The organism is Streptomyces sp. NPDC023157, from assembly GCF_055560575.1.
The window spans coordinates 365091-388651 of record NZ_JBVHIL010000002.1 but is presented as its reverse complement, the minus strand read 5'-3'; the positions used below and the strand labels follow the sequence as shown (position 1 = coordinate 388651).

15 protein-coding genes are annotated in these 23561 nt (G+C 70.6%); 10 read left to right on the top strand and 5 right to left on the bottom strand.

Annotated features, from left to right (window positions below; genetic code table 11):
* Positions 1-169 precede the first annotated feature (169 nt).
* From ACZ3ZE_RS07395 to ACZ3ZE_RS07360, 8 genes are all read left to right on the top strand, one after another.
* Positions 170-559: a VOC family protein gene (locus ACZ3ZE_RS07395; RefSeq protein ID WP_361170438.1), complete on the top strand. Its 390-nt coding sequence runs from the start codon at positions 170-172 to the stop codon at positions 557-559.
* A 30-nt stretch (positions 560-589) separates the two neighbouring features.
* Positions 590-718, top strand: a complete 129-nt coding sequence (locus tag ACZ3ZE_RS07390) for a hypothetical protein (protein ID WP_361170441.1) — start codon at positions 590-592, stop codon at positions 716-718.
* Positions 719-772: 54 nt separating this feature from the next.
* Positions 773-1369: an isochorismatase family protein gene (locus ACZ3ZE_RS07385; RefSeq protein WP_361170444.1), complete on the top strand. Its 597-nt coding sequence runs from the start codon at positions 773-775 to the stop codon at positions 1367-1369.
* A gap of 234 nt (positions 1370-1603) precedes the next feature.
* Positions 1604-2635 carry an AraC-like ligand-binding domain-containing protein gene (locus tag ACZ3ZE_RS07380; RefSeq protein WP_467258541.1) on the top strand — a complete coding sequence of 344 codons (1032 nt, stop codon included), beginning with the start codon at positions 1604-1606 and terminating at the stop codon, positions 2633-2635.
* Between the two features lie 72 nt (positions 2636-2707).
* Positions 2708-3580 (top strand): NAD-dependent epimerase/dehydratase family protein, encoded by an 873-nt coding sequence (locus ACZ3ZE_RS07375; RefSeq protein WP_467257870.1) that lies wholly within the window; start codon positions 2708-2710, stop codon positions 3578-3580.
* A gap of 106 nt (positions 3581-3686) precedes the next feature.
* Positions 3687-4511: an MBL fold metallo-hydrolase gene (locus tag ACZ3ZE_RS07370; protein WP_467257867.1), complete on the top strand. Its 825-nt coding sequence runs from the start codon at positions 3687-3689 to the stop codon at positions 4509-4511.
* Between the two features lie 155 nt (positions 4512-4666).
* Complete coding sequence (locus ACZ3ZE_RS07365) at positions 4667-5248, top strand: PadR family transcriptional regulator (protein ID WP_442305221.1); 582 nt, start codon at positions 4667-4669, stop codon at positions 5246-5248.
* A 53-nt stretch (positions 5249-5301) separates the two neighbouring features.
* Positions 5302-7023, top strand: coding sequence for an acyl-CoA dehydrogenase family protein (locus tag ACZ3ZE_RS07360; protein ID WP_467257864.1), 1722 nt, complete (start codon positions 5302-5304; stop codon positions 7021-7023).
* 14 nt (positions 7024-7037) lie between these two features.
* Here the strand turns inward: ACZ3ZE_RS07360 and ACZ3ZE_RS07355 are convergent, their stop codons facing one another.
* The 3 genes from ACZ3ZE_RS07355 to ACZ3ZE_RS07345 all read right to left on the bottom strand — a co-directional run bounded on the left by ACZ3ZE_RS07355 (position 7038) and on the right by ACZ3ZE_RS07345 (position 8868).
* On the bottom strand, positions 7038-7433 hold the full coding sequence (locus tag ACZ3ZE_RS07355; protein ID WP_361170459.1) for a peptidase inhibitor family I36 protein: 396 nt from the start codon (positions 7431-7433) through the stop codon (positions 7038-7040).
* A gap of 85 nt (positions 7434-7518) precedes the next feature.
* Entirely contained in the window at positions 7519-8208 is a 690-nt protein-coding gene (locus ACZ3ZE_RS07350) for a TetR/AcrR family transcriptional regulator (RefSeq protein WP_467257861.1), read from the bottom strand.
* 102 nt (positions 8209-8310) lie between these two features.
* Positions 8311-8868, bottom strand: coding sequence for a L,D-transpeptidase family protein (locus ACZ3ZE_RS07345; RefSeq protein ID WP_467257858.1), 558 nt, complete (start codon positions 8866-8868; stop codon positions 8311-8313).
* Positions 8869-9100: 232 nt separating this feature from the next.
* Between ACZ3ZE_RS07345 and ACZ3ZE_RS07340 the strand changes: the two genes are divergently transcribed.
* Positions 9101-10291, top strand: a complete 1191-nt coding sequence (locus ACZ3ZE_RS07340) for a phospholipase D-like domain-containing protein (protein WP_361170468.1) — start codon at positions 9101-9103, stop codon at positions 10289-10291.
* Between the two features lie 54 nt (positions 10292-10345).
* Here ACZ3ZE_RS07340 and ACZ3ZE_RS07335 read toward each other — a convergent pair whose 3' ends face one another.
* Both ACZ3ZE_RS07335 and ACZ3ZE_RS07330 read right to left on the bottom strand, forming a co-directional pair.
* Complete coding sequence (locus ACZ3ZE_RS07335) at positions 10346-10915, bottom strand: hypothetical protein (protein ID WP_361170471.1); 570 nt, start codon at positions 10913-10915, stop codon at positions 10346-10348.
* Positions 10912-18054 carry a polymorphic toxin-type HINT domain-containing protein gene (locus tag ACZ3ZE_RS07330; RefSeq protein ID WP_467257855.1) on the bottom strand — a complete coding sequence of 2381 codons (7143 nt, stop codon included), beginning with the start codon at positions 18052-18054 and terminating at the stop codon, positions 10912-10914. The genes ACZ3ZE_RS07335 and ACZ3ZE_RS07330 overlap by 4 nt, the downstream gene beginning before the upstream one ends.
* Positions 18055-18542: 488 nt before the next feature.
* Here ACZ3ZE_RS07330 and ACZ3ZE_RS07325 point away from each other — a divergent pair, with 488 nt between their 5' ends.
* On the top strand, positions 18543-23486 hold the full coding sequence (locus ACZ3ZE_RS07325; RefSeq protein ID WP_467257852.1) for an FG-GAP-like repeat-containing protein: 4944 nt from the start codon (positions 18543-18545) through the stop codon (positions 23484-23486).
* Positions 23487-23561: the final 75 nt, after the last annotated feature.

Sequence of the window (23561 nt, the reverse complement as noted above, 5' to 3'; positions counted from 1 at the left end):
GTCGTGCGCTCGACTGCACCGAGCATCCCGCGCGACCTTCACGATTCGGTGACGACGCCTTCTCGACTCCACCACAGTGCTCCCACCGGCCGCGTCCCCGGCTCCCGGGCCGCCCGATTGATAGACAGATGACCCACCGACACCCTCCCGCACACACCGGAGAGCACCCATGCGGATCCACCTGACCAGTGTCTTCGTCGACGACCAGGACAAGGCCCTGCGCTTCTACACCGAGGTGCTGGGCTTCGTGAAGAAGACGGAGGTCCCCGTCGGCGAGGACCGCTGGCTGACCGTCGTCTCGCCCGAGGACCCCGACGGCACCGAACTGCTCCTGGAGCCGGACCGCCACCGGGCCGTCGGGCCGTACAAGCGGGCCCTCAAGGAGGACGGCATCCCGGCCGCCGCGTTCGCCGTGGACGACGTGCCGGCCGAGTACGAGCGGCTGCGGGCGCTCGGCGTGCGGTTCACCCAGGAGCCGGTGGCGGTGGGGCCGGTGACGATCGCGGTGCTCGACGACACCTGTGGGAATCTCCTCCAGATCGTTCACCCTGAGTCGTGACCGAAACGGTACAAAGATCGTTTACCGGTCGTGAATCTCACCGTACGTTTCCTCACCACCCTCGCTGTCGCGGGCATCGCCCCCACGCTCACCCCTGACGTGGACGTACCCGGCATCGACCTGGAGGACATCGAGCTGCTGGACCTGCTCGGCGGCTGAGCCGCACACCCCCCACCGAAACCAGCTGAGCACCCAAAGAACCGAGGAGGTCCGATGCCGGGCCGAGCGCTGATCGTCGTCGATGTACAGAAGGACTTCTGTGAAGGAGGGAAGGTCCCCGTCAAGGGCGGCGCCGAACAGGCCCGCGCCATCCGGGACCTCGTCAAGCAGCGGGCCGGCGACGGCTACGCGCGGGTCGTCGCCACCCGCGACCACCACATCGACCCCGGCGACCACTTCTCCGAAAACCCCGACTTCGAGAACTCCTTCCCCGAGCACTGCCTCGCCGGCAGCGAAGGCGCCGAATTCCACCCGGACTTCGAGCCCGTCGTGACCTCCGGCGCGGTCGACGAGGTCTTCTTCAAGGGCGCCCACTCCGCCTCGAAGAGCGGATTCGAGGGCCTGACCGCCGACGGCGAGGCCCTCGGCGACTGGCTGCGCGCCCAGGGCGTCGACAGCGTGGACGTGGTGGGCCTCACCACCGACCACTGTGTGAAGGCGACCGCCCTCGGCGGACTGCGCGACGGCTTCGGCGTGCGCGTCCTGCTCGACCACACGACGGGCGTCGCCCACGACAGCACCGCCCGCGCCCTGGACGAGATGCGGCTCGCGGGCGTGGAGCTGACCGGCACGCCGGTCGTACAGGCCTGACAACGCCCCGAGGCCGGGCCCCCGGGCCCGGCTGTCCCCCTCGGGCGCCTTTCCCCGCAGTCCCTCCTTCAGGCTTCCCTGCCGGCCTTCCCTCCGGCTTTCCCTCCGGCCTTCCCTCGGCCGTTTCTCCCCGGACCGGATCCACTTCGTCGCACGCTAGGGAGCGGCCCGCCCGTGACCTAGCGTGGAGTCGAACGCGCAGGACAAGGAACGGGAAACAAGGGGGTGTTCGAGATGTGGGTGACGATGAGCTCCGCGGCCGTACCGGCCGGGGACCGGTTCGAGTGGTTCTCCGATCTCGTCACGCGTGAACTGGCACCGATAGCGATCAGGCGCGAACGCGGCGGCACCTTCCAAGGGGACGCGGCCGTACTGGACCTGGGCCGCGTGCAGGTGTCGACCTACTCGTACACCCCCCTGCGCTCGCGCCGGACACCCGCGCACATCCGGCAGAGCGACCCCGACCAGTACCACCTGGCCCTCCTGACCCGCGGCGCCACCTGGTTCTCCCAGCAGCGCAGCGAAACCACCCAGTCCGTCGGCGAGATGGTGCTGTGGGACAGCTCCCGCCCCTTCGAGTCGGGCACCACCGAGGGCACCGAACCGATCAGCGCGATCGTGCTCCAAGTACCCAAACAGGCCCTGCCGTTGCGCCCCGAACGAGTCGACCGGCTGCTCGCCCGCACCTTCACCGGGGACAGCGGCATGGGCGCCGTCCTGGCCGGCTTCCTGCGGACGCTCACCGCCCACGGAAGCGACTGCGCGCCCCACGAGCGCAGCCGCCTCGACCAGATCACCATCGACCTCTTCTCCGCCTGTCTGGCCACCCGCCTCGACCTCTGCGACCAACTCCCCGGCGAGGCCCGCGCCGAGGCGCTCCTCGCGCGGATCGACGCCTTCATCGACCACAACCTCGGCGACACGGAACTGACCCCGCACACCATCGCGGCCCACCACCACATCTCCGTGCGCCGGCTCCACCAGCTCTTCGCCGGCCAGGACGAGACCGTCGCCGCCACCATCCGGCGCCGCCGGCTCGAACGCTGCCGCGCCGACCTGGCCCGCCCCGAACTCCTCGGCCACCCCGTCCACGCCATCGCCGCCCGCTGGGGCTACCCCAACGCCCCCGTGTTCAGCCGGGCCTTCCGCGCGGCCTACGGCACGAGCCCCACGGACTTCCGTGGCCAGGCCGTCCAGCGCTGGCGTGCGCGCAGCGTCAAGGGAACGTGCGCGCGCGAACAAGGCCCCGACGGCCCCCGGTCCTAACCTCGTTACGCACGGTCGCGGCGCGCATCCCCAGCGGCGGTCGGAGACCGTACGCGAGCGAAGGGAAGCGCCGTGAGGGTCCTCGTCCTGGGCGCCACCGGCTACATCGGTTCCGCCGTCGTCGAGCGGCTGGCGCACGCCGGACACGAGGTGATCCGGCTGGTCAAGGGCGCCGGCCGGGTCGCCCCCGGTGTCCCCGCCCGGGTCGGCGACCTGGCCGACCCCGCGTCCCTGCGCGCGGCGGTCACGGACGAGATCGACGCCGTCCTGCACATCGCGGCACCCACCGGCGACGAGTCCGTGGACACCGCCGCCGTAGACGGCCTGCTCCACCGGCTGCGCGGCACCGGCCGGGCGTTCGTCTACACCAGCGGGGTCTGGGTGCTCGGCGCCACCGGCGACACACCCGCCGACGAGGACACCCCCACCGCACCCCTCGGCATCGTCGTCTACCGCCCGCGCATCGAACGGCAGGTCCTCGACGCGGCCGACGACGACGTGCGGAGCGTGGTGATCCGGCCCGGCATCGTCTACGGCCACGGCGGCGGCATACCCGGACTGATGACGGACTGGGCCCGGGAGCACGGCACCGGCCGCTACGTCGGCCCGGTCGACACCCGCTGGCCCATGGTGCACGTCGACGACCTCGCCGCCCTGTACGTCCTCGCCCTCACCCGGGCCGAGGAGGGCACCCTGCTCCACGGCGTCGCCCACGAGGCCGTCCCGGTGGCCGCGCTCGCCGCCGCGGCCGACCTCGCCGCCGGCGGCCCCGGACGCGCCGAACCCTGGGCCCGGGAAACGGCCGGACAGACCCTGGGCACGCCGTTCGCCGAGGCCCTGGCCCTGGACCAGGTCGTCTCCGGCCGCCGCGCCGTCGACGAGCTCGGCTGGCAGCCGAACCGGCCGAACCCCCTCACCGACCTGACCGGGAACATCCGTGCCTGAATCCGCAGACACCCGTGCCTGACACCGCAGACACCCGTGCCTGACACCGCAGGCACCCGTGCCTGAAACCGAAGACATACGTGCCCGAACCGGAGACGAGACACCCGTGCCTGACACCGACGCCACCACGCTGCCCATCTGCCGCGCCTGCGGCACCCAGTACGGCGCACCGCGCCAGGACTGCCCCGTCTGTCTCGACGAGCGCCAGTACGTCGGGGCCGACGGCCAGCAGTGGACCTCCCGCGCCGCCCTGAGCGCCGACGGCCACCGGGGCCGCTTCGAGGAGGAGGGCCCCGGCGTCCTGGGCATCGGCACCACCCCCGCCTTCGCCATCGGCCAGCGCGCCCTGCTCCTGCGCACCGACTCCGGGAACGTCCTCTGGGACTGCGTCCCCCACCTGGACGACGAGATCATCGAGCGGGTCCACGCCCTCGGCGGCATCTCCAAGATCGCCGTCAGCCACCCCCACTTCTACTCCGCCATGGTCGACTGGGCCCACGCGTTCGACGCCCCCGTCTACCTCCACGAGGCCGACCGCCAGTGGGTCGGCCGCCCCGACCCCGCCCTCCACTTCTGGAGCGGCCGCACCCACGAGCTGGCCGACGACCTCGTTTTGATCAACCCGGGCATCCACTTCCCCGGCAGCGCCGTCCTCCACTGGTCCGCCGGCGACGGCGCCCTCTTCACCGGTGACGTCGTCCACGTGTGCCCGGACCCCCGCTGGGTCACCGTCATGTACAGCTACGCCAACCACATCCCCGAACGCCCCCACGCCGTCCGCGCCGCCGCCGACCTCCTCGCCGAGTACCGCTTCGACCGCATCTACGGCGGCTGGTGGCAGCGCGTCGTCCCCTCCGGCGGCAACGAGGTCCTGGAGCGCTCGGTCGAGCGGTACCTGCGGTTCGAGGAGGGGATCCCGGAGGGGGTGTGACGTCGGGGAGCCTCAGGGCGACGCCGTCGTGGCGGTGAGGAGTACGCGAAGCTCCTCGGCGGCGCCCGACTCCTCGGAGCCGGAGCCCCGTGAGCCGCGTCTCACCGGCCCCGTGGATCTTGCTATGCAACCAGTTGCATAGCAAGATCGCGCTCATGGCGCTCGAACACGCGATCCTCGTCTCCCTGCTGGAGAAGCCGGGCTCCGGCTACGAGCTGGCCCGGCGTTTCGAGCGGTCCATCGGATACTTCTGGACCGCCACCCACCAGCAGATCTACCGCGTGCTCAAGCGCATGGAGAACGACGGCTGGGTCGCGGCCCGGGACGTGCCGCAGCAGGGGCGGCCGGACAAGCGGGAGTACTCGGTCGCCGATCTCGGACGGGCCGCGCTCTCCTCGTGGCTGCGTGAGCCGACCGAGCCCGAGAGCGTCCGGCACGACCTCGCCGTCAAGATCCGCGGCGCCGCCTTCGACGACCCGGCCGCCCTCGTCACCGAGGCGCGGCGGCACCGGGCGGCGCACGAGGAACGGCTCGCCCGGTATCTCGTGGGCGAGGAGCGGGACTTCACCGGCGCCGACGCGCGCGCGGCCGGGGCGACCGGCACGACCGGCACGACCGAGGCCGAGCGGGAGCTCCAGCACGCCGTGCTGCGCGGCGGCATCGCGTACGAGCGGATGATGCTCGGCTGGCTCGACGACGTCCTCGCCACGCTCGCGCGGTTCGGCCCGGAGCGCTGACCCGCCCCCTGCACCCCTCTCTCCGACCCCTCCAGCCGAAAGGCGTCCCCACCATGGCCGACCCGCTGCTGTTCAACCCGCGCACCTACGACCCCGCGCACTTCGACCCGGAGACCCGACGCCTGCTGCGGGCCACCGTCGACTGGTTCGAGGAGCGCGGCAAGCGCCGTCTGATCGAGGACTACCGGACGCGGGCCTGGCTCGGCGACTTCCTCGCCTTCGCCGCCAAGGAGAACCTGTTCGCGACCTTCCTCACCCCGTCCGCCGCCGCGGAGGGGGAGCGGGACAAGCGCTGGGACACGGCCCGGATCGCCGCCCTCAACGAGATCCTCGGCTTCTACGGCCTGGACTACTGGTACGCCTGGCAGGTCACCATCCTCGGCCTCGGCCCGGTCTGGCAGAGCGACAACGCCGCCGCCCGCGCCCGCGCGGCCGAACTGCTGGCGCAGGGCGAGGTGTTCGCCTTCGGCCTCTCCGAGAAGACGCACGGCGCGGACATCTACTCCACCGACATGCTCCTGGAGCCCGACGGCCAGGGCGGCTTCCGGGCCACCGGCTCCAAGTACTACATCGGCAACGGCAACGCCGCCGGACTCGTCTCCGTCTTCGGCCGCCGCACCGACATCGAGGGCCCCGACGGCTACGTCTTCTTCGCCGCCGACAGCCGCCACCCCGCGTACCAGCTGGTCAAGAACGTCGTCGACTCCTCGAAGTTCGTCAGCGAGTTCCGCCTGGAGGACTATCCGGTCACCGCCGAGGACGTCCTGCACACGGGCCGCGCCGCCTTCGACGCCGCCCTCAACACCGTCAACGTCGGCAAGTTCAACCTGTGCACCGCCTCCATCGGCATCTGCGAGCACGCGATGTACGAGGCCGTCACCCACGCGCAGAACCGCGTCCTCTACGGCCGCCCCGTCACCGCCTTCCCGCACGTGCGGCGCGAGCTGACCGACGCGTACGTCCGCCTGGTCGGCATGAAGCTGTTCAGCGACCGCGCCGTCGACTACTTCCGCTCCGCCGGCCCCGACGACCGCCGCTACCTCCTCTTCAACCCGATGACGAAGATGAAGGTGACCACGGAGGGCGAGAAGGTCATCGACCTCCTGTGGGACGTCATCGCCGCCAAGGGCTTCGAGAAGGACACCTACTTCGCCCAGGCGGCCGTCGAGATCCGCGGCCTGCCCAAGCTGGAGGGCACGGTCCACGTCAACCTGGCCCTGATCCTCAAGTTCATGCGCAACCACCTGCTCGACCCGGTCGCGTACGAGCCCGTCCCGACCCGCCTCGACGCCGCCGACGACACCTTCCTCTTCCGCCAGGGCCCGGCCCGCGGCCTGGGCTCGGTGCGCTTCCACGACTGGCGCGCCGCCTACGACGCGTACGCGCACCTCCCCAACGTCGCCCGCTTCCGCGAACAGGCCGACGCGCTCTGCGAGTTCGTCACCACGGCCGCCCCCGACGAGGCGCAGAGCCGCGACCTCGACCTGCTCCTCGCCGTCGGCCAGCTCTTCGCGCTCGTCGTCCACGGCCAGCTGGTCCTGGAGCAGAGCGCCCTGACCGCCCTCGACGAGGACGTCCTCGACGAGCTGTTCGCCGTCCTCGTACGGGACTTCTCCGCCCACGCCGTCGAGCTGCACGGCAAGGAGTCGGCGACCGGGCAGCAGCAGGAGTGGGCGCTGGGCGCCGTGCGCCGCCCGGTCGGCGACGAGGCCCGTACGGGCCGGGTGTGGCAGCGCGTGGAGGCGCTGTCGGGGGCGTACGAGATGCCGCGCTAGACCGCTGTCGGCGGTCAGCACTTCCAGGTGTGGCTCGCCAGGAACGTACCTGAGCCGGCCAGGTTGATCTTGCGGCCGGAGGCGAGACAGAACGCCTTCGTCCCCGCGTGGTTCACCCGGGTGAAGGCGGACACGGGCTTGCCGCTGCTGCCCCGGTTACGGGCCGACCGCACCCGGGTGTCCTTCGACCAGGTGCAGATGGTGCTGCCCTGACGCCAGTCGGGGTCGTCGACCTGCCAACCGCAGGCCTTGCCCGTGCCGTCGGGGCCGGAGTAGACGCAGAAGGCGCCGGGCGTGCACGACCAGGGATCCAGGGGGACGGCCGCACCGGCGGTCTCCGGGGCGGCGAGTGTGCCGCCGATCAGGGCGGCGGCCGCGAGGCCGACGGCCAGGCGCAGGGACTTGAGCATGACAGATCCTTATTTCGAGCAGGATGGAGGAACGAAGAGGAAGAGAAAGAGGAGAGAAGAAGGGAAGAGGGGGCGCGCGGCGGCGCTACGCCGGGGCCGGCGGCTCGTACTGGTGGCTCAGCCCGAGGTTGCCCATGATGTCGCGCATGAGCAGCTCGAACATCGGCTCCTGGTCGCCGAACAGCGGCTCGAAGTGCCCGAAGGCCTCCAGGGCGACCTGCCCGTAGAGGGAGCGCCAGCAGCCGAGCATCACCGCCGCCGCCTCCGGCGGGAGACCGACGCCCGTGTCCTCGATGTAGTCCCGCATCTGGCGCAGCAGGCGCGGGTCCAAGCGGTCGGCGGCGGGCACCGGATAGCGGTGGGCCGCCCACAGCTCCACGAAGGCGGGGCCCCAGACCCCGGCCAGCCTGCGCACCCAGCGCGTGGTGAGCGCGGCGTGCGCGTCACCGGCGGCGCGGGCGGGGGTGCCGAACAGGAACCAGAACTCGCGGCGCCGGGCGATGGCCCAGGACCGCAGGACACGGCTGGGAGCGATCATCCGCATCCCGTGGTTGTCGCGCGGACAGGCGTCGGCGGCCTTGGTCAGCTCGGCGACCAGGTCGTCGACGATGTCGTCCGCGACCTGGGCGACGATGTCCGGCAGGCCGCGCTCGAAGTGGTGGTAGAGCGCCGCCGGGGTGACACCCACCCGGCGGGCGACCTCGGTGAGGGTCAGCGACTCGACCCCGCTCCCCACGATCACGTCTCGCGCCGCCCTGCGCACGTCGGCGGACATCTCGGCACGCAGACGGGCACGTCGCCCTCCCTCTGCCACCGGTGCGCCCCCTCCGTCGCAGGAACCGTCCCGGGGGCGAGCCTACCGGCGCGGCGGAGGCGGTCAGGCGATGACGCGCAGATGGGTGGGCCAACCGGACTTGAGGCGGTCGAACAGGTCCTTGATGTGCTCGGGACGCAGCTTGGCGCAGCCGTTCGACTTGTAGTCGGAGGCGCCGTCCCAGCGGCGCCGTTCCGTGCCGCCCTGGGTTCCGTCGCGGTTCATCTCCGAGTGGATGAACATCTCGGTGCGCTTCTTCCCCTTCCCGGTGGTGCACTTCATGTCCTCCAGGTAGACGGCGTATCCCTTGACCAACTGGCCGTCGTACGTACGGGACTTCAGCTTGATGCGCCAGTTCCCTGTGGGCATCCAGCCCTTGCCGGTCACGCAGTCGTCCTTGACGCCCGTGCCCGAGCCGGCCCGGTAGCGCGCCTCCAGCCGGTACTTCGCGGTGCCCTTCGTGGACTCCTTGCGGTAGAGGAGCAGCCGGGAGTCGGTGGGGTCGGCCGGGTTCCTGTCGAACACCAGCTTCACGGCGGGCTCGGCCGCCGCGCGTGGGGTGCCGGCCGTCGCCGGGGTCATGGCGACGGTCACCGCCGCCAGGGCCGTTCCGAGGGTCACAGCCGCTCGCGGACGCCTTCTCATCGGCTTCACGGACATGCCTTTCGCTCGTCGTTCGCAGGCCGTCCCCGCCGGGGCGGGCGCCTTTGGTAAAGCATCTTTAGAAACCAATGCCACTTCAAAGTTCTCCGCCGCGTTAACACCCGTCCGGCGGGAGCGCGCCCGGCCACGCTCCGTTCACGCACCCCCGTTCGCGCTCCTCGCACCTCCGTCTACGCTGGCGCGCACCGAGATGTCGATCATCTTCAGAGGAGTGATTCCGATCTTCACAGCCGTACACCGCCGCATAGGCGCGGCCCTCCTGCTCGCCTCCGCGCTGCTCCTGCCCGGCACCGGCACCGCCGTCGCGGTGGACCCGGCGCCCATCGCCACCGGAGCGGTCTTCAACAACCCGAAGGGGACGGTGGCGGAGCAGAACGCCGTCAAGGACCACATCATCGGCGCGATCCGGGCCACCGAGTCCGGCCGCCTCATCCGCGCCGCCCTGTACGCGCTGACCGACCAGGACTACACGAACGCCCTGACCGACGCGCGGGCGCGGGGCGTCAACGTCCGGGTCGTGCTGGACGCGAAGTACAGCGACTCGGCCGCCGCGCAGTCCCTCATCGGCGCGCTGGGCACGGACAAGACGGCGCTGTCCTGGGTCGACGTCTGCACGGCGGGCGGCGCGTGCATCGCCACCGGCGGCGTGAACCCGATCAACCACAACAAGTTCTTCACGTTCTCGCGGGTCGGCGCCGTCGCGGGGGTCGGTGAGGACGTGGTGATCCAGGCCTCGGCCAACCAGACCGCCGTGAACACGGCGAAGTACTGGAACAACGCGTACACCGTCGTCGGCAACACCGACCTCTACACGGCGTACGTGAACTACTTCAACGACCTGGCCGCGGGCGTCAAGAACGCGAACTACTACACCACCGCCAAGGTCGGCACCGAGAAGTACTACTTCTTCCCGCAGCAGACCGGTGACGTGATCGTCGACGTCCTCGACAACGTCTCGTGCACCGGCAACACCACGGTCGGCACCGCCACCCACCGCTCCATCGTCCGCGTCGCCGCCTTCGCCCTCCACCGCGACGCCGTCGCCGACGCGCTCGTCTCCCTGGCGGGCCAGGGCTGCTCGGTGCAGATCGTGTACGCCGAGAGCAACGAGGTCGCCACGCTCAAGGGCCGCACCAACATCACCCTGAAGCAGCTGAAGACCGCCGACGGCTACCTGCTCCACTCCAAGTACCTGCTGGTCGAAGGCAACTACGCGGGCCACCCCGACACCAAGTGGACCTTCACCGGCTCCCACAACCTCGACGAGTCCTCCCTCCGCGAGAACGACGAGGCACTGCTCCGCCTGGAGGGCGACGCGCCCCACGACGCGTACGCGGGGAACTTCGCGTCGCTGCTGTCGTACGCGGTGCCGGCGGTCTGACATGCCGCAGCCCCTGCCGGGATCCCGGCAGGGGCTGCGGTCCGGGCCGTGCCGCTAGGGCCGTGCCTCCGGATGGCTGTCGAGCCAGCGGCGTGCCGCTGGACTCAACGGGGGCTCATCCGGTTCGTCCATCGCTCCGTCGGCCACCCAGGCGGCGAACCGCCGGAGGACCTGCGAACGATGCGGCGCGATCAGCACCGAGGTGCTGATCGCGTGCTCCCACGTCGTGGCGAAACACAGCACGTTCCCGTCGAGAGAGAGCATGCGGAACTCGGGGCGGCACGGCGCGCTGCCGAGCAGCGCGGCGGCACCCGCGCCCATGATGTCCCACTCGCTCTGCAACTCGACGCAGTGCCAGCGGGACGGCGCGTTCTCCTCAAGGCGGAGCGGGAGCAGGAACCTGCGGTCGGTCTCGGAGAACAGACCTCCTTCGACAGACAGCCGGTACCAGTCCGCGTTCGCCTTCTCGTGCAGCTGAGGATCGTCGACGTCCAGGATGGCCTCGACGCGGCCGTCCTCCGGTGGGCAGCCCGGGGCCTGGCCGGTGACGAGGGGTGGGACGAGCCCTTCGGGCTCATCCCACCCTTCCACCAGCCGCAGCCCCGCCGCGGCTAGAGATCTCATGAGTGTGTGCTGTACCAATTCTGTGGGGGTCTGTTCCATCTGCCGGGCAATCGTCCGGCATATCCGTACTCGAAGATGTTGTTGTAGTCGTGTCCGAGTACGTATCCGACGACACCGTCCTGGCGGACCAGGATACGTGTCAGCGTGTTCTCACCGGCCGAGCCGGTGTAGATGGTCGCGCCGTACCACTCGTGGTTGGTGTTGTACTTCCAGACGTTGCCGGACTTGTAGCGGGCGTCGAACCAGTCGAGCGCGCCGCCGCTGATCCGCTGGGGGATCGAGCCGCTCTCCACACCGTTGACGGTCTGGTGGACTTCCTTCGGGATCTTGCCCCAGTTGCTGGCGTTCTGCTTCTGTCGCGCTTCCGTGTGCTCGGACGAGTACGGGTCGCGCTCCGTCGGGCAGGAGTCGTTGTGGACGAGAGCCGGGGTGGTTCCCGCCAGCACGTAGTACGTGTGGAGGTCGGCGACGGTGAGGTTGTGGACCCGCTTGTGCTGGGTCCACCGCTTGACCTCGGTGACCTGGACCCAGGTACCGGACGAGGTGCGGAGCCACTCGCCGGCCTCGAGGTCCGTTGCCTTCAGCCACTTGTGCAGCGACGGGACCCAGAAGGGGTGACCGTCGGTCGCGGTGATCTTCTCCTTGGCGTCGCCTTGGGCGCCGTCGGTGTCGATCGTGATCTCGACGAGGTTCTTCTGGCCCTCGCCGATGATCCGGGCGACGACAGGCCGGTTCTTCGTGGCCCCCGTCTTCTCGTCGGTGGTCACGACCTCGTCGCCGAGCTCGATCTCCTCGATGGGCTTGGCCGACCCGTCGGCCATCAGGACCTCGGTGCCCGGCACGAAGCTGTTGCACCCGCTCGAACCGCCGCTGTCGGTCTCCTTGCCACCCGACTTCTTCGGCTCGTCGGCCTTCTTGGACTCCGAGGACTTCGACGACTTGCCGTCGCCGTCCGCCTTCTTCGCCTTCTGGGCCGAGGACTTCCCCTGCTTCGCCGCCGTCGCCGCGGCCTCGTCGGCCTTCTTGGCGGCTGCGGCCGCCGCCTCCTGGGCGGCTCTTCGGGCCGCCGCGGCCTCTTCCTCCAGCTTTCTCGCGCGTTCGGCGGCTTCCTCGATCTGGCGCTTCCACTCGGCCAGATCCTCGGCGTACTTGGCCATGGCCTGCTGGTAGCGCTCGACCTTGCGCATGATGTCGCGGGCCAGAGCCAGCTTCGAGGCCCAGCTGTTGAAGGCCTCCCACGCGCGGTCGAGTGCCTTCAGGATGCGCTTGGCACGGCCCGCGAAGGGGAGCGCCGCGTCGAGGGCGAGACCGGCACAGGCCCAGCCGTCGCCGCCGAGGCAGGCCTTGATGTCGTTGTAGCCGGAGACGTCCTTGAGGATGCCGATGGCGACCTCGAGGGCGACGTCCAGCGCGCTCTTGCCCTGGACCATCTTGGCCCAGGCCTCTTCCGCCGCCGTGAAGTCCATGACGGGCATCACGGGCGGGGCGATCGAGAGACCGCTCGGGTCCGCGTACGTCACCGGCGAGTTGTTCGCGTAGGCGTACGGGTTCATCTGCTTGGGCTCGTTGTAGTCGACCACGGGGTCGACCGACAGGAAGCGGCCCGTCCCCGGGTCGTACTCCCGAGCGCCCAGATGGACCAGGCCCGTGGACTCGTCGACCTCTCCGCCGACGAATCCCTTCCTGCCCGGCCACACCGAGGGCGCCGTGCCGCGCACCTCGCCGAAGGGGGTGTACTTGCGACGCGTGATGGCCGACGTCGACGTGTCCACGGCCGTGGTGGCCGTGCCGTTCTGGTCGCCCATCAGGTACGACGTGGTGATCACGCCGTCCTTCGCCGTCTTGACCATGCTGGGGCCCGCCGGGTGGGCGTAGTAGCGCGTGCCCTCCAGCTTGCCCGCCGTGGTCAGCTTGACCTCGGTGCCGGGCAGGTACAGCGTGGTGCCGGTCTTCTCTCGCTTGATCAGGCGGCCGCCGCCGGCGTCGTAGACGAACTCGGTCGAATCGGAGCCCTTGGTGACCTTCGCGAGCCTGCCCGCGACGTCCCAGTCCAGGGTCTGGGTGTCGCCCTGGATGGTCCGGCTGCGTGTGTTGCCCGCTTCGTCGTACGTGTACGACTCGGTGCGCGAGCCACCCGGGCCGGTCGTGTCGACCCGCTGCAGCTGGTTGGCACGGGCCTGGCCGGCAGTGCCGTAGACGAAGCTGCGGGTGACGTCCTTCGTGAGGTCACCCGTGGGGGAGTGCTGGACCTCCTTCGTGCGGTTGCCCGCCGCGTCGAAGCTGTACGAGGACCAGTACGGGTTCGGGCCGCCCACCGACGGGGTGGAACCCGGTCCGGACGAGCCGGGCTTGGCGGCGCAGTCGTCCGAGGCGGTCCACGCCTCGTTCATCCGGCGCAGGTAGTCGTACGTGAAGCACTGGACGTCGGCGGTGCCCTCCGACCCCTCCTTGTCCGTGATCTTCAGGATGTTGCCGACGTCGTCACGCTCGAACGTCGTGTCGTTGATCCGGCTCGGTGACACCTCACGGTCGTTGACGGTCCGCAGCACCTCGCGGGTCTGCTCGTCGTAGAAGTTCGTCGTGTAGACCTGGGAGCCGGCCGGCCCCGTCTCCGTGCGCATCACGTCGCCCATGGGCGAGTAGTCGACCTTGCCGACGAACGCCTTCCCTCCGATGCCCATGACGGTGGGCAGCTCGAAGTGGTTGTACGTCTGCGTGGTGATCTCACTGGGCAGACCGCCCGCCGCCGGCTGCATCGTCCACGCGGTCAGACCGGTGTTCGGCCGGTAGCCGGTGGAGAAGCTGTACGTTCCGGCGAGCGCGCCCTCCGAGGCCGGGATCGTGATCTTCGACCCGGTCGGGCGGTACTCCGTGTCGTAGCCGGTGATCTGCGTCGTGTAGGCGTTGCCGCGGTCGTAGCGCGTGGAGGAGACCGGGAGGCCGATGGCCCCGGGCAGCGTGTCGTACGTGGTCGACGTCAGCTTGGGACCCGTCACCGAGTCCTCGTGCGTGGCGACGACCCGGCCGAGCACGTCGTACTCGGGCGCGACGGTCTTGCCCCGGGCGTCGGTCATGGACTCGAGACGGTCGCCCTGGCCGTACTTCAGCGTGGACGAGCCGTTGTCGGGGTCGGTCTGCTTGACCTTCCGCCCGCGGAGGTCGTACTCCCAGGACCATCGGTCCCCGGCCTGGTTGACGACCGATGCCAGCATGCCGCGCTGGTTGTAGGAGTACCGCGTCGTGTCGTACGCCCCCGTCGGCGAGTCCGCCTTGAAGAAGCGCAGCTCCGTCTTGCGGCCGAGGCCGTCCAGGAACGCCCGCGTCGGGGTCTCGCCCTTCGGCGGGTCGACGGTGATGTTGTCGCCGCCGTAGCTGGTCGTGGTCCGGGAGGTCTCCACGCCGAACTTGCGGGAGATCTGCGCCGTCGGACGGCCCGAGCCGTCGTACTGGGTCATCGTCGAGGACGGGACCTCGTTGTCCCGCGGGCCCCACTGGACGCCCGAGGCAGTGCCCTCGGTGTAGTAGGCGCCGTTGCTCTTCCAGACCTGGCCGAGGCTGTTGTAGAAGGTGTCCGAGACGACCCGGCCGCCGCCCAGCGCCTCCATCTGGGTCTGGCGGATGCGCAGGCTCGCGTCGTAGATGTCGTAGCTGGTGCGGTAGGTGCCGTCGTCCAGCAGGGCCTTGTTGGTGATGACCACCGGGCCGTCGGTGCGGACGTCGTACGAGAACTCGCCGTCCGGCGACTTGCTCAGCGGGTCGCGGTCCGGGGACCAGACCTTGAGGAGCCGGCCGAGCGGGTCGTAGCGCATGACCTGCTTACGGCCGTTGGCGTCCGTCTCCACCAGGACCGAACCGCGGCCCTGGTCGGTCTCCGTGGTCTTGGTGTGGCCCAGGGTGTTGGTCGTGACGACCTTCGTCACGATCTGACCGGAGGCCGGCGTGTACGCGGTCCGGGTGATCTTGCCGAAGACGTCGGTGGTCGCGGTCGGGCGGCCGTACGCGTCGTACTCGGCGCTGCCGTCCGTGGTGTAGACGGGGTTGCCGTTCGCGTAGTCCGAAAGGGACTCCGTGGACTGCACGTTGCCGGCGGCGTCATAGTGCATCCGCACGTCCGACGTCACGTCCGCCGGGCGGGCGACGTCGGTCGCGTCGCACGCCTTCGCGACCGACTCCACGCGCTTCTGCCGCGCGATGATCCAGCGCGCCGCGTCCTCGTCGTACTCGTAGCGCGTGCAGCTGTCGTCCGACGGGTCCGCGATGTCACCGCGGTTCGAGACCGACTGGGCGAAGCCGCGGTCGTCGTACTCGGTGTGCATCGCCGTGCGGCGCCAGCCGCGGCCGTCGGAGAGCAGGATGCGGGAGGCCACGTCGCTGGTCTGCTGGACGTACGACTGCTGGGGCTCGATGTCCTCCTCGGGCACCGCGCCCTTGCGGAGCCGGGTGGCCGTGGGGCCGTGCAGCCACGGGGTGTACGTGGTGGCCGCTTCCAGCGGGCCGCCCTCGCCGTCGTACGCCAGGACCTCGCGGGTCTGGCCGGCGAAGAGGCGGTGGTCCGGGACCTCGTTGCCCTCGGAGTCCTTGACCTTGACCGAGCGGGTGCCGCCCGTGGGCGTCGCCCGGTCGCCGTCGAGGCCGCGGAAGAACAGCGTCTCGGTCTGCGAGCGCCGGTCCGGCGCCATGCCGATGAGGGTGCGGACCCGCTCGTAGCCACGCCACTGGGACCAGGTGCGGGTCTTGGGCCGCATCATCTCGGTCTCGTCGTCGTAGGCCCACGCCGGGTCGCCGAGGAACTGGTACTCGGTGCGCCGCGTCGGCGAGTTGCCGTTGCGGTCCTCCTCCTGGACCCAGTCGACGACGTGCTTGTGGAACCAGTCGGTGACGTACAGCTTGCGCTCGCGCGCCGGGTCGTTCGGGTCCGGGATCTCCGTGATCACCGGGTAGCACCGCATCTTGTTCGTCTCGGGAGACGAGGGCAGGGCGGTGGTGGAGCACTGGGTGTCGGCGTAGTGCGCCAGGATCGTCGACCCGGTCTCCGTGTCGATGGCCTCGACGCGGTAGCGCTTGTACGGCGGCTTGCCGTCGGCCGCGCCGTCGACCCGGTTGTCGAGCTGCTTGCCGCGGAACTTCACGGGCGGCAGCGGGAGGTCGGAGCCGTTGCGGCCGGTGTGCCGGATCTCGGACAGCCACAGCGGGTAGTCCGTGCCGTCACCGGTCATCGGGAAGTCCTGGGTGAGCTTCCAGGTGTCGACCGGCTTGCGCTCGGTGCCGTTCCAGACGGTGGTGGTGACCTCGGCCAGGCGCTTGCGGGTGAAGAAGGTCGGGGTGAACCGGCCCTTGCACTCCTCGCCCGAGGCGCACAGCTGGTCGCCGGGGGTGTCCGGCCACTGCTTGGCGATGTTCCAGTCGACGTCCGGCTTCAGCTTGCCCGGGGCGCAGTCGAAGTCCGCGGTGGCCAGGCAGCGTTCGAGGACCTCGAAGTCGACCTGGGCCGGGGGCTCGGCGAACAGGGCGTCGCTGCGCAGGCCGTACGCGATGTGGTCGAGCCAGCCGGACCGGTCGTAGGAGCGGGCGGTCGAGCCGCCGGCGATCTGGTAGTTGGAGCCGTACCAGTTGGTCTCCTTCTCGTACCAGTACGTCATGGCGTTGCCGCGCGGGTCCACGACGTAGTCGAGGTTCCAGCGGTAGGCCTGGTCGCACGCGGCGTTCGCGAAGGTGGTGTTGTAGCAGGGCTCGCCGGGGTGGTTGCCGTAGACCGGGACGGTCCAGGCGGAGTTGGTGAGCGGCTTGCCCGTGGTCCAGCCGGGGACCCGGTTGAGTCCGAAGTAGAACTGGATGCCCTGGGGGTTGGTGAACCGCCAGTGGTCACCCTCCTTGTCCCCGTTCTGGGCACCCTGGAGCAGCTCGACCCGGGAGCCGTCGTCCTTGGCCGGACGCCACTTCTTGGTGGTGTCGTCCAGGACGAGCTGGGTGGAGCCGCCGTTCAGCGACAGGGTGACCATCGGGGCGCCGTGGCAGAGGTCGCCGGTGTCGTCCTTCGGGTTGTTGTACCCGGAGTTCGGCCGCTTGTCCTGGCTGCACGGGACGTAGGACCGCTCGATGTAGTTCGAGGCCAGGTCCCAGCCGTCGCCGACCCAGGAGGTCTGCTGGGCGGAGGCGGAGGTCCGGCCGTCGATGGTCGAGCTGGAGTAACCGAGCGTCAGCGACGGGCTGGGGCCGCCGAGCGAGGCGGGGATGTCCAGCGGGTACGACCAGGAGAAGTCGCCCGCGGAGCCGCCGGCCTGCCAGGCGCCGCTCGGGTTGAGCGAGGTCGCCTTGTACGTGCCGTTGGCGCCGTCGGCGCCCGCGGTGGCGGCCAGCGTCACGGCCTGCGTGCCGGCGGAGGCCATCGAGCGGAGGGCGCCCGTGGCACCGGCGGCCGGCTGGGCCGGGGCGTCGAAGGTGGCGACCAGCTTCCCGGTCTTCGGGTCGTTGACTGTGGTGACGGGGGTGCCGCGCCGGCATTCCGGCTTGTCCGGCGTGGTCAGGGCGCAGGCCGGGAGCGCGGTGAAGCGCAGCCGGGAGCCCCAGCCGCCGCCGTACGCGTTCTTGAAGGCGTTGTAGTCGAGCGCGACCGAGACGGGTGCCGAGGAACTGCCCGTGTCGGTGCGCTGCACCGACACGAGCAGGCTGCCGGCCCGACCGGCGCGGCGGGCCGCGGCCTGGTCGAGCAGGCCGACCTTGACCTTGACCGGAGCGGTGTCCGCCCCGGTGACCGGCGGCTTGACGGCCCGCGCGGTGCGTCCCGTGGCCGTGGCGGCCGGGGTACGCGGCGGCAGCGCGGCGACCGTGACGGGCAGGCCGCCCGCGCGGACCGCCTTGCCGGGCTTGCCGGCCGTGGTGGCGAGAGCGCCGCGGGCGGCCGGATTCCGCTGCCCGGTGGGCGCGGACTCCGGGGCGGGCAGCGTGATCTCGGCCGAACCGGCCTTCGGCCACGCGATGGCGGGCGCGTTCTTCCAGCTCTTGCGCTGGGACTCGGCGGGGCCGGGGGCCGGCTTCCCGGTGATCGGCGCTCCGCCGACCTTCGTGAGCCGCTGCGTCTCCAGGAGGCGCAGGTCGGAGGGGGCCGCGCTGGCGTCCAGGGGCGTGAGGCCGGTGGTCAACAGACTGAGGGCCAGCAGGGGTATCGGCCACCGCCAGGCACGCCTGAGAGGCGCACGCCAGGCGTGCGCCTTGGATCTTCTCAAGATTCGAACACTCCATGAGATCAAGATGAGAGAGCGTGAAACATGTCATGATCACGCGTCAGGGGACGGCGCTGAACCTAACAGTGGAACCCCCGGCCGTCGAGACGACCCCCGACGTGGCAGTTGAGTGGGCGTCAGCGAGAAACCGACTGGTCGTCGCGGAGAAGTCCGCTGGACGGGCGGAATTTGAGCCTCCGTCAACCTCGCTGCGCGCAGGGTGTGGTCCGGCCGTCCTCCGCGTGGGATCCGGGCACACGAGGGCCCGCGCTGCTGCTACAAATAATCGAACGCCAACGGCCGATCGTCGAGGTGGCCGAAAGCGGCCTTCGGCGAGCGGACGGAACAACAGATCTCGGACACCCGCCCCGGCGCGGTGGCCGACCCGACCCCCGAGGACCCACTCCGTGAGACCCCTCCCGACGCTCGCCCGCGTCGACGATCCGCCCCGCCGCGGCGGAACGGCCCGTACCGCGGCCGTGACACTCGCCGCCCTGCTGCTCGGCACGCTGCCCGTCGCCGGGGCCACCGCCGCCACCGCGGCGCCCGCCGCCGACCAGGGCAGCGGCGCCAAGAACGCCGGAGCGCCGAAGCGCGCCACCGCGGCGAGCGCCGCCGAGACCGCCCTGCACGCCAAGGCGACCGCCGACGCCAAGCGCGCCGGCAAGCCGGTCGAGCTTCCCTCGAAGCGCACCGAGACCGACGACGTCTGGGCCAACCCGGACGGCACGTTCACCCAGAACCACGCCCTGACCCCGATCCGCGTCCTGCGCGGCGGGAAGCTGGTGGCCGCGGACACGGGGCTGAGCCGACAGAGCGACGGCCGGATCACCCCGCGCGCCACCCGCGTCGGGCTCACCTTCTCCGGCGGCGGCAAGGCCCCGCTCGTCACCATGCGCAAGGACGGCAGGGACATCTCCCTGACCTGGCCCAAGCCGCTGCCCGCCCCGCGCATCGAGGGCGACAGCGCCGTCTACCCCGAGGTCCTGCGCGGCGTCGACCTGCGGGTCACCGCCGACGTCACCGGCTTCTCGCACCAACTGGTCGTCAAGAACCGTGCCGCCGCCGACAACCCGGCCCTCGCCTCCCTCGGCTTCGGCCTCAAGGGCAAGGGGCTGACCCTCCGCAAGGAGGCCAACGGCGAGCTGCGGGCGCTCGACCCCGCCGGCAAGGCCCTGTTCACCTCGGCCAAGCCGCAGATGTGGGACTCCGGAGCCGACCGGCCGGCCGCCGAGGCCACCACCGCGCCCCAGGCCCGTACCGCCCTCCGTACCGCGGTCAAGGCCCCGGTCGCCGACCGGGTCCCCGCCGTCGACGGCATCTCCCTCGGCACCCGCCAGGCGGACCTCGGCATCGCGCTGAAGGGTGACACCCTCACGCTCACGCCCGACCGGAAGCTGCTGACCGCTCCCGGCACCACCTACCCGGTCGTCATCGACCCCCAGTGGCGCGACGACTGGAAGTCGTCGTGGGCCCTCGCGTACAAGCACAACTCCTTCCCGAACTCGGCGAACACCAACTACTGGAACGGCGGCACCCTCAGCAAGGAGGCCCGCGTCGGCTGCGCCAAGGACTCCGCGAACAACTACGCGGTCGTCTGCGCGAAGACCTTCTTCCAGGTCGGCATGGGCGCCCTGTGGGACAAGCAGATCCTCTCGTCCACCTTCCGCATCCAGCAGAAGTACGCGGGCTCCTGGAGCTGCAAGTCCGGTGACATCCAGATCTGGGACACCGACGGCATCGGCGGCGGCACCACCTGGAACAACCAGCCCGCCTGGAAGCGCATGGTGGACTCCTCGGGCCAGTCCTTCGGCGGGCGCAACTGCCCCGGCGACGGCGACCTGATCGAGCTCAACGTCACCTCCGCGGTCGCCGACGCGGCCCGCTGGCACTGGCCGGCCTGGACCATGGGCCTCAAGTCCGCCAACGACACCGTCGACGTGTCCTGGCGCAAGATGAACCCGGACAGCGCCCGCATATCCACCCAGTACAACACCGTGCCGGACGCCGTCGGTGAGCGCGGCTCCGACCCCTCGGTGTCCTGTGGCGGCGGGATGATCGGCACCACCGACGAGGTCGTGCTCCGCGCCCGCGTCTCGGACGCCGACGACAACAGCATCCGCGCCGAGTTCAACTACTGGAACGACAAAGACTACTGGGGCACCATCAAGCGGCCCCAGGTGTGGGTCGCCAGCGGCAACGTCGCCCAGGTGCGCATCCCCGCCGCCGAGCTGCCCACCGGCACCTACCGGTGGGACGTCCGCGGACTCGACGACTACGCGGCCGGCCCCTGGGCGGGCCAGTGCGTGTTCAGCATCGACGCGACCCGCCCCGGCCACCCGCCCAAGGTGAGCTCGGTGCAGTACCCCGAGAACGAGCCGGACAACACCTCCCAGGCCCGCACCAAGGGCACCTTCACCTTCAACGCCAACGGCGAGTCCGACGTCGTGAAGTACCAGTGGTGGACGGAGTCCGACCCGAAGGTGCGCGAGGTGGCACCGAGCCAGGCGGGCGGTGAGGCGTCGGTGGAGTACACCCCGTCCACGACCGGCCCGCAGACCCTGTTCGTGCGCAGCCTCGACGGCGCGAGCAACCGGTCCGACCTCAAGGCGTACCTCTTCTACGCCAAGCGCAAGCCCACCCGCGACAAGCCCGGCGACCTCAACGGCGACGGCTCCGTCGACATCTGGAGCGTCGACCCGGGCTCCGGCCAGCTGTGGATGCACCCCGGCAAGGGCGACGGCACCTTCGACCTGTCCAAGAAGCTCGGCAACCGCGGCCCGTTCGGTGACGCCGTGTCCCTGTCCCACCGGGGCAGCTGGAACAACGACTACTACGAGGACCTCGTCGCGCTGCGCCCGTCACCCGACGGCAGCCGCAAGGACCTGGTCGTCTACCCGGGCAACGGCGACGGCGACCTCCAGCCGGTGGACGCCAACCGCATCCCGCTGGCCACCGCCATGTCCGAGAACGACCACTGGGCCCAGGCCGACCAGGCCCTCGTCATCGGCAGCGTCGACGACGACTCCAAGGACGGCAAGGTCGACGACGCGGACCAGCCCGACCTGCTCGTCAAGGCCGGCGCGGAGCTGTACCTCTACCTCGGCTCGACCGGTGCCTACCTCGACGTGACCGAGAACGGCTTCCGTCCGCCGATCCTGCTCGGCAACGCCGACTGGCAGAACATGAGCCTCATCGCCCCCGGTGACCTCAACGGCGACGCGCTGCCGGAGATCTGGGCCCGCGACCGGACGACCGGCAAGATCCACCAGTACACCAGCCGCGTCGCCACCGACACCTCCTCGGGTACCGTCGCCGACCTCGCCGTGTACGGCGACGCCACGGTCCGCTCCACCGCGATCGCGACCGGCTTCACCTCGCCGCAGCACCTGGAGAGCAACGGCGACTTCGAGGGCAACGGCTTCGCCGACCTGTGGTCGCGCGACGCCACCGGCGAGATCACCGAGTTCCCGGGCCGCGCCCTCAGCGGCGGCTCCTCCTTTGGTACGGGCCGCAAGCTGGTGCTCGGCGGCACCCCCTGGTCCGAGTGCCAGAGCTTCACCTCGGCCGCGACCGGCACGCACTCCCTGTGCGGCCCGATCCTGGCCAAGTACCTGGCGAAGGGCGGCCCGGGCGGCTACGGCTACCCGACCACGGACGTCCTGGTCCCGGCCGACGGCCTGGGACGGTACGCGGGCTTCCGCGCGAACGGCGTCAACGGTGAGAACGCCTCCATCTTCTGGCACCCGAACACCGGCGCCTGGCTGATCCAGAACGGCATCCGCGACTACTGGAAGTCGCTGGGCGCCGAGGCGGGCTTCCTCGGATACCCGACCTCCGACGAGTCGACCACCTTCGAGAGCGACGCCTGGGTCACCACGTTCAGCGGCTCCGGCGGCGCCGGCGCCATCTACTGGACGTACGACTTCGGCGGCCGTTCCATCCACGGCACCATCTACAAGAAGTACCTGGAGCTGGGCGGCCCGTCCGGCTTCGGCTACCCGACCACCGACGAGACCAACGTCGACGACGGCATCGGCCGGTACAACAACTTCCGCCGCCGCACCGACACCGCCGACTCCCGCTCCATCTACTGGACCAGCACCACGGGCCAGGCCTGGGGCGTGTGGGGCAGCATCCGCAACAAGTGGCTGGAGCTGGGCGGAGGAAAGGGCTGGCTCGGCTACCCGCAGTCGGAGGAGTACGACGTGGCGGGCGGTCCCCGGACCGACTTCCAGAACGGCTACATCCGCCACAACCGCTCGACCGGCGCCACCGCCGAGCACCACTGGTCCGACCGCACCGACACCCTGCGCAAGGAGCTCTCGGGCGACTTCAACGGCGACGGCCGCGCCGACCTGGCCACGGTCTACGACTACGGCAGCGACGCGATGGCCCTGTACACGCACGCCGCCAAGGCGGACGGCGGCTTCGCCGCCCCCGTGACCGCCTACAGCAGCGGCGCCTGGAACTGGCGGGTCTCGCAGTCCCAGTGGGTCTCCGGCGACTTCAACGGCGACGGCCGCGACGACCTGGCCGCCCTGTACGGCTACGGCGACGGCGCCAACGGCATGTTCACCTTCCTGGGCCAGGCCGACGGCACCTTCGTCCAGGTCCCGCGCAGCGCGTACACGGGCCCCGGCGGCTGGGACGCCACCAAGGGCAAGCTGGTCGCCGGCGACTACAACGGCGACGGCCGGGACGACGTGGTCATGCTGTACGACCACGGCAACTGCGACACCGGCGCGTACACCTTCCTGTCGAAGGCGGACGGCTCCTTCAACAACATCTTCGGCAGCTGGCGTTCCGGCGCCGGCAACTGGTGCCAGGGGAACACGAAGTTCGTCGGTGGCGACTTCAACGGCGACGGCCGTGACGACCTCGTCGGCCTCTACGGCTACAACGACGGCTCGGTCACCGCGTGGACCCTCCCGAGCAAGGCCGACGGCGGCTTCGCCACGACGGTCGCGGCCTGGCACAAGAACCCCGGCCTGTGGGAGTGGTGGCGCTCCAAGCCCACCGCCGGCGACTACAACGGCGACGGCCGCGCCGACCTGGCCGTGATGTACGACTACGGCTACGGCAACTCCTCGCTGTTCACCATGACCAGCAAGACGGACGGCACCTTCAACGAGGACTTCCGCAGCTGGCAGGCGCCCGAGGGCACCTGGCACGTCCAGGAGGCGTCGTTCCCGGTCTCGGGCGACACCGACCACGACGGCCGCGAGGACATCGCGATCATGTACAACGACGCTCTCGGCGGCACCGCGGCGAACACCTTCAAGGCGCGCGCCGACGGAGGCTTCGAGAACCCGTGGAAGAGCTGGCAGTCCTCGGCGGGCACCTGGTAGTCCAGGCCTGACCCCCTCCGAGCGAACGTCGCCCTCCGGGACCCGAGCGGTCCCGGAGGGCGACGCGTTCCACCC

What these genes read in the sequence shown, in the direction of transcription:
- ACZ3ZE_RS07395 (WP_361170438.1), top strand. Translation starts at nt 170, where the DNA reads ATGCGGATCCACCTGACCAGTGTCTTCGTCGACGACCAGGACAAGGCC.
- ACZ3ZE_RS07385 (WP_361170444.1), top strand. Translation starts at nt 773, where the DNA reads ATGCCGGGCCGAGCGCTGATCGTCGTCGATGTACAGAAGGACTTCTGT.
- ACZ3ZE_RS07380 (WP_467258541.1), top strand. Translation starts at nt 1,604, where the DNA reads ATGTGGGTGACGATGAGCTCCGCGGCCGTACCGGCCGGGGACCGGTTC.
- ACZ3ZE_RS07365 (WP_442305221.1), top strand. Translation starts at nt 4,667, where the DNA reads ATGGCGCTCGAACACGCGATCCTCGTCTCCCTGCTGGAGAAGCCGGGC.
- ACZ3ZE_RS07360 (WP_467257864.1), top strand. Translation starts at nt 5,302, where the DNA reads ATGGCCGACCCGCTGCTGTTCAACCCGCGCACCTACGACCCCGCGCAC.
- ACZ3ZE_RS07355 (WP_361170459.1), bottom strand. Translation starts at nt 7,433, where the DNA reads ATGCTCAAGTCCCTGCGCCTGGCCGTCGGCCTCGCGGCCGCCGCCCTG.
- ACZ3ZE_RS07350 (WP_467257861.1), bottom strand. Translation starts at nt 8,208, where the DNA reads ATGTCCGCCGACGTGCGCAGGGCGGCGCGAGACGTGATCGTGGGGAGC.
- ACZ3ZE_RS07340 (WP_361170468.1), top strand. Translation starts at nt 9,101, where the DNA reads ATGTCGATCATCTTCAGAGGAGTGATTCCGATCTTCACAGCCGTACAC.
- ACZ3ZE_RS07335 (WP_361170471.1), bottom strand. Translation starts at nt 10,915, where the DNA reads ATGAGATCTCTAGCCGCGGCGGGGCTGCGGCTGGTGGAAGGGTGGGAT.